This window comes from Zymomonas sp., assembly GCF_020216885.1.
Taxonomy (GTDB): domain Bacteria; phylum Pseudomonadota; class Alphaproteobacteria; order Sphingomonadales; family Sphingomonadaceae; genus Zymomonas.
Genome location: NZ_JAIWON010000173.1, coordinates 1 through 4,014 on the forward strand (window position 1 = coordinate 1; position 4,014 = coordinate 4,014).

The window sequence follows — 4,014 nt, forward strand, 5'->3', positions numbered from 1 at the left end:
AGCCTTGTTATCATCCTCGTTTTTCGACCATAATGACCGCAGAATAAGAAAGACAACCCCACAGCTTATGGCGGCATCCGCAACATTAAAAACCAAAAAAGGATGCCAGTTACCAAAATGTAAATCGAGAAAATCGACTACAGCCCCCGACCGTATCCGATCAGTGATATTACCGATAGCGCCCCCTAATACAAGCCCAAGCGCCATAGCCGAAGAAAAATGCTTTTCCCGTAGGATCAAAATAACAACAGCCAAGGCAATAGCCGCCGTCAAGGCCACCAAAAGCCACCGCCCAACATCACTTCCAGCGGTCAGAAATCCCATAGAAATACCGTAATTCAAAACCCATTTTAACTGGAAAATAGGCAATATCTGAATTTCCATCCGTTCAGGCAGGTGCAACGGATGAGCAACATAGTATTTACTAAACTGGTCACAAAAGAAGGCGATAAGGGCAGCCAGAAAACCGGCTACCCTGATTTTATTTTTGGAATCAGACGCTATCGCTTTTTGTGTCACGCCTTATTCACCAACAACCGACTTACAACGACCACACAAAGCGCCATCTTCTTCCACTTCGGGAAGATGCTGCCAGCAACGACCACATTTATGACTTTTGGTGCGATCAACCGTTATCGCAACATCCGAGGCATCAACCAGATTGATTTTAGCCGTGATACAGATTTCAGAGAAATCAACCGAAGAGAGAATCTTCGCAGTAGCCGCATCAACCGGCAAGGTTACTTCAGCCTCAAGGCTGGAACCTACGATTTTTTCACGCCGTAACGGTTCGATTTTCTCTGTTACGATCTGGCGTTGTTCGCGGATAACCGCCCATTTTTCACCCAGAAGCTGATTTTTCCACTGGCTATCTACTTCCGGCCAGACCGATAAATGAATTGATCCGGCTTCAGGGAAGCGATGCAGCCAAACTTCTTCTGCCGTAAAGCATAAGATAGGCGCCGCATAGCGTACCAAAGCATGGAACAGAATATCCAAAACCGTGCGATAAGCGCGACGTTCTAGGGTGCCTTGCGGTGCAGCTTCACCGATGTCGCAATAAAGCCGGTCTTTTCTAATATCAAAAAAGAAAGCCGAAAGATCATTATTCACGAAATCAGACAGCAAGCGGAGATAACGGTTAAAGGCAAAGCCATTGACCGATTCATGCAATGCCTGATCCAACTCGGCCAGAAGATGCAGGATATATTTTTCTAATTCCGGCAAGTCAGCCAAATCAACTTTTTCTTCTTCTGAAAAGCCTTCCAAAGCCCCCAGTAAATAACGGAAGCTATTCCGCAATTTGCGATAGCCATCCGATGTGCCGGACAAGACTTCCTTACTGATACGGACATCTTCGTTATAGTCAGTCGAAGCCACCCACATACGCAGAATATCGGCGCCGCTTTCATTGATAACCTTCAAAGGATCAATGACATTGCCAACCGATTTCGACATTTTCCGGCCAGTACCATCCAAGGTAAAGCCGTGGGTCAACACCGCTTCATAAGGGGCATGACCACGCGAACCACAGCATTCCAGCAAGGATGATTGGAACCAACCGCGATGCTGGTCAGATCCTTCTAAATAAAGCTGAGCGCGAGTGCCTTCGCCATAACGGGCTTCGACGACAAAGGCATGGGTTGAACCTGAATCAAACCACACATCTAAAATATCATTGACGGGTTCATAATCTTCAAGACGATATTTATCGCCAAGGAAGGCCTGATGATCGGCTTTAAACCAAGCATCGGCCCCTTCTTGACGGAAAGCAGCCAAAATACGGGCATTTACTTCTGGATCACGTAAATAATCGCCGCTTTCACGATTGACATAAAGGGTGATCGGAACCCCCCATGCCCGCTGACGCGAAATAACCCAATCCGGCCGACCTTCAACCATGGTCTGAATCCGATTTTTTCCCTTGGCAGGGAACCAGCTTACTTCGTCAATAGCGTTTAATGCAGTTTCACGCAGAGTTTTCCCAGCGATCGCGCCTTTCTCTACCAAACGATCAAGCGCGATAAACCATTGGGGCGTGCAGCGATAAATCAACTTGGCCTTTGAACGCCAGCTATGGGGATAGCTATGATGCAGAACCGAGGTCGCTAATAACGCCCCGACTTCTCTTAAATCAGAACAAATTTGACCATCGGCTGCATTGATCTTTGGCGAGATAACCAGACCTTCACCGCCCATCCACAGCCAATCTTTGCGATAACGGCCATCATCTTCAACCGCAAAAACCGGATCGATATTATGGGCTTTACAAAGAAGGAAATCGTCCTCACCATAATCCGGTGCCATATGGACGATACCGGTTCCGGCCTCGGTCGTCACATGGCTGCCGTCCAAGAAAGGACGAGGCTCGGCAAAGAATCCGCCTTTTTCAAACATCGGATGCTGGGCAACACTGCCCTCTAATTCGGAACCCTTACCCCGCCATAAAACAGGTGCGTCGCCTTCATGACCAATCCGTTTCAGGCTAGCTTCCAACAAGGCTTCTGCAAAAAGATAATGTTTGCCGTTCAAATCGACCAAAACATAGTCAATGTCAGCACCATAGGCTAAAGCACGGTTGGCTGGAATCGTCCAAGGCGTGGTCGTCCAGATAACGGCATAGCCACCGACTAATTCCGGAATTTTGCTATCCGTGATTTTAAAGGCCAAATCAATCGTGGTAGAATCGACATCGGCATAATCAACTTCAGCTTCAGCCAAAGCGGTCTTTTCAACGACTGACCACAGAACCGGCTTGGCACCACGATAAATTTGGCCAGTTTCGGAAAAGCGCATCAATTCACCGGCAATAATAGCCTCGGCTTCAAAATTCATGGTCAGATAGGGGTTATCCCATTCCCCTAAAACACCCAATCTTTTGAATTCCTGACGCTGGGTATCGACCCAGTGAACCGCATATTTCCGACATTCCTGACGGAATTCGACAGCATTGACATCTTTATCGACGTTCAGTTTCTTTTTACGAAACTGCTCTTCGACTTTCCATTCAATAGGCAGACCATGACAATCCCAACCGGGGACATAAGGCACATCCTTCCCCAACAGGGTTTGGCTGCGCATAATGATATCTTTTAAAATCTTGTTCAGAGCATGACCGATATGAATGTCGCCATTGGCATAAGGCGGGCCATCATGAAGGATGAAGCGTTCCGCGCCTTTACGCTGTTCGCGCAACTGCTGATAAAGGTCTTCTTTTTGCCAACGCGCTAGAATTTCTGGTTCTTTTTTCGCCAATCCAGCCTTCATTGGGAAGGAAGTTTTTGGTAAAAAGACAGTCGGACGCCAGTCGCGCGCCTGGGTAGCATCGGCAGATTTTTGATCGGACATAATGAAGCTCTGATACGAAACGGGATAAGAAAGGAAAGATACCTTTAATGTAAAGCACCCTTGGAAGAAACAGGATTGTTTACAGTAAAGCGATATCTATCCGATTATTGTCGTCTATTTTAATATTTTAAATAGGATCAATGACATATTCACTTAAACAAGCGCGGGCAACCTTACAATCCTCGCCTATTTGCTGAATCAAGGCATCCATACCCTTAAATTTTTGCTCTGGCCGTAAAAAAGCAATCAAGGAAACGGCAATCGTCTGATCGTAGATATCGCCTTCCCAGTCAAAAAAACAAGGTTCCAACCATTCTGTTGGCGGAGAAAAACTGGGACGTATCCCTAAATTAGCCGCTCCATCGAGGTAACGCCCATCGGGCAATCGCCCCTTCACCGCATAGATCCCATAAGCAGGCCGGACATAATCACCCATCAATAAATTAGCCGTAGGGAAGCCCAGTTGACGACCCACCTGATTGCCATGACGGACAACGCCTTCGACTGTAAAAGGTCGACTAAGAAGACGAGCCGCCCTTTCAGGATACCCCTGTTTCAAAGCCTCTCGAATACGGTAGTATTTAAGTTAAAATATTTTAAGATTCAATATATGAAAAAGAAAGTTGCAAGTTATCTATCTGTTTTACCTGTGGTTTATTTCTGTTT

2 protein-coding genes and 1 pseudogene are annotated in these 4,014 nt (G+C 46.6%); all 3 read right to left on the reverse strand.

Going from position 1 to position 4,014, the window contains the following annotated elements:
* Nucleotides 1–519, reverse strand: a 519-nt coding sequence (gene lspA, locus LDL18_RS08765) for a signal peptidase II (RefSeq protein WP_296508811.1), incomplete at its 3' end; no start/stop codon positions are given.
* A 3-nt stretch (nt 520–522) separates the two neighbouring features.
* Entirely contained in the window at nt 523–3,348 is a 2,826-nt protein-coding gene (ileS, locus tag LDL18_RS08770; protein WP_296508812.1) for an isoleucine--tRNA ligase, read from the reverse strand.
* A 127-nt stretch (nt 3,349–3,475) separates the two neighbouring features.
* Nucleotides 3,476–3,922: pseudogene (locus LDL18_RS08775) on the reverse strand (riboflavin kinase); the annotation flags it as partial.
* Nucleotides 3,923–4,014: the final 92 nt, after the last annotated feature.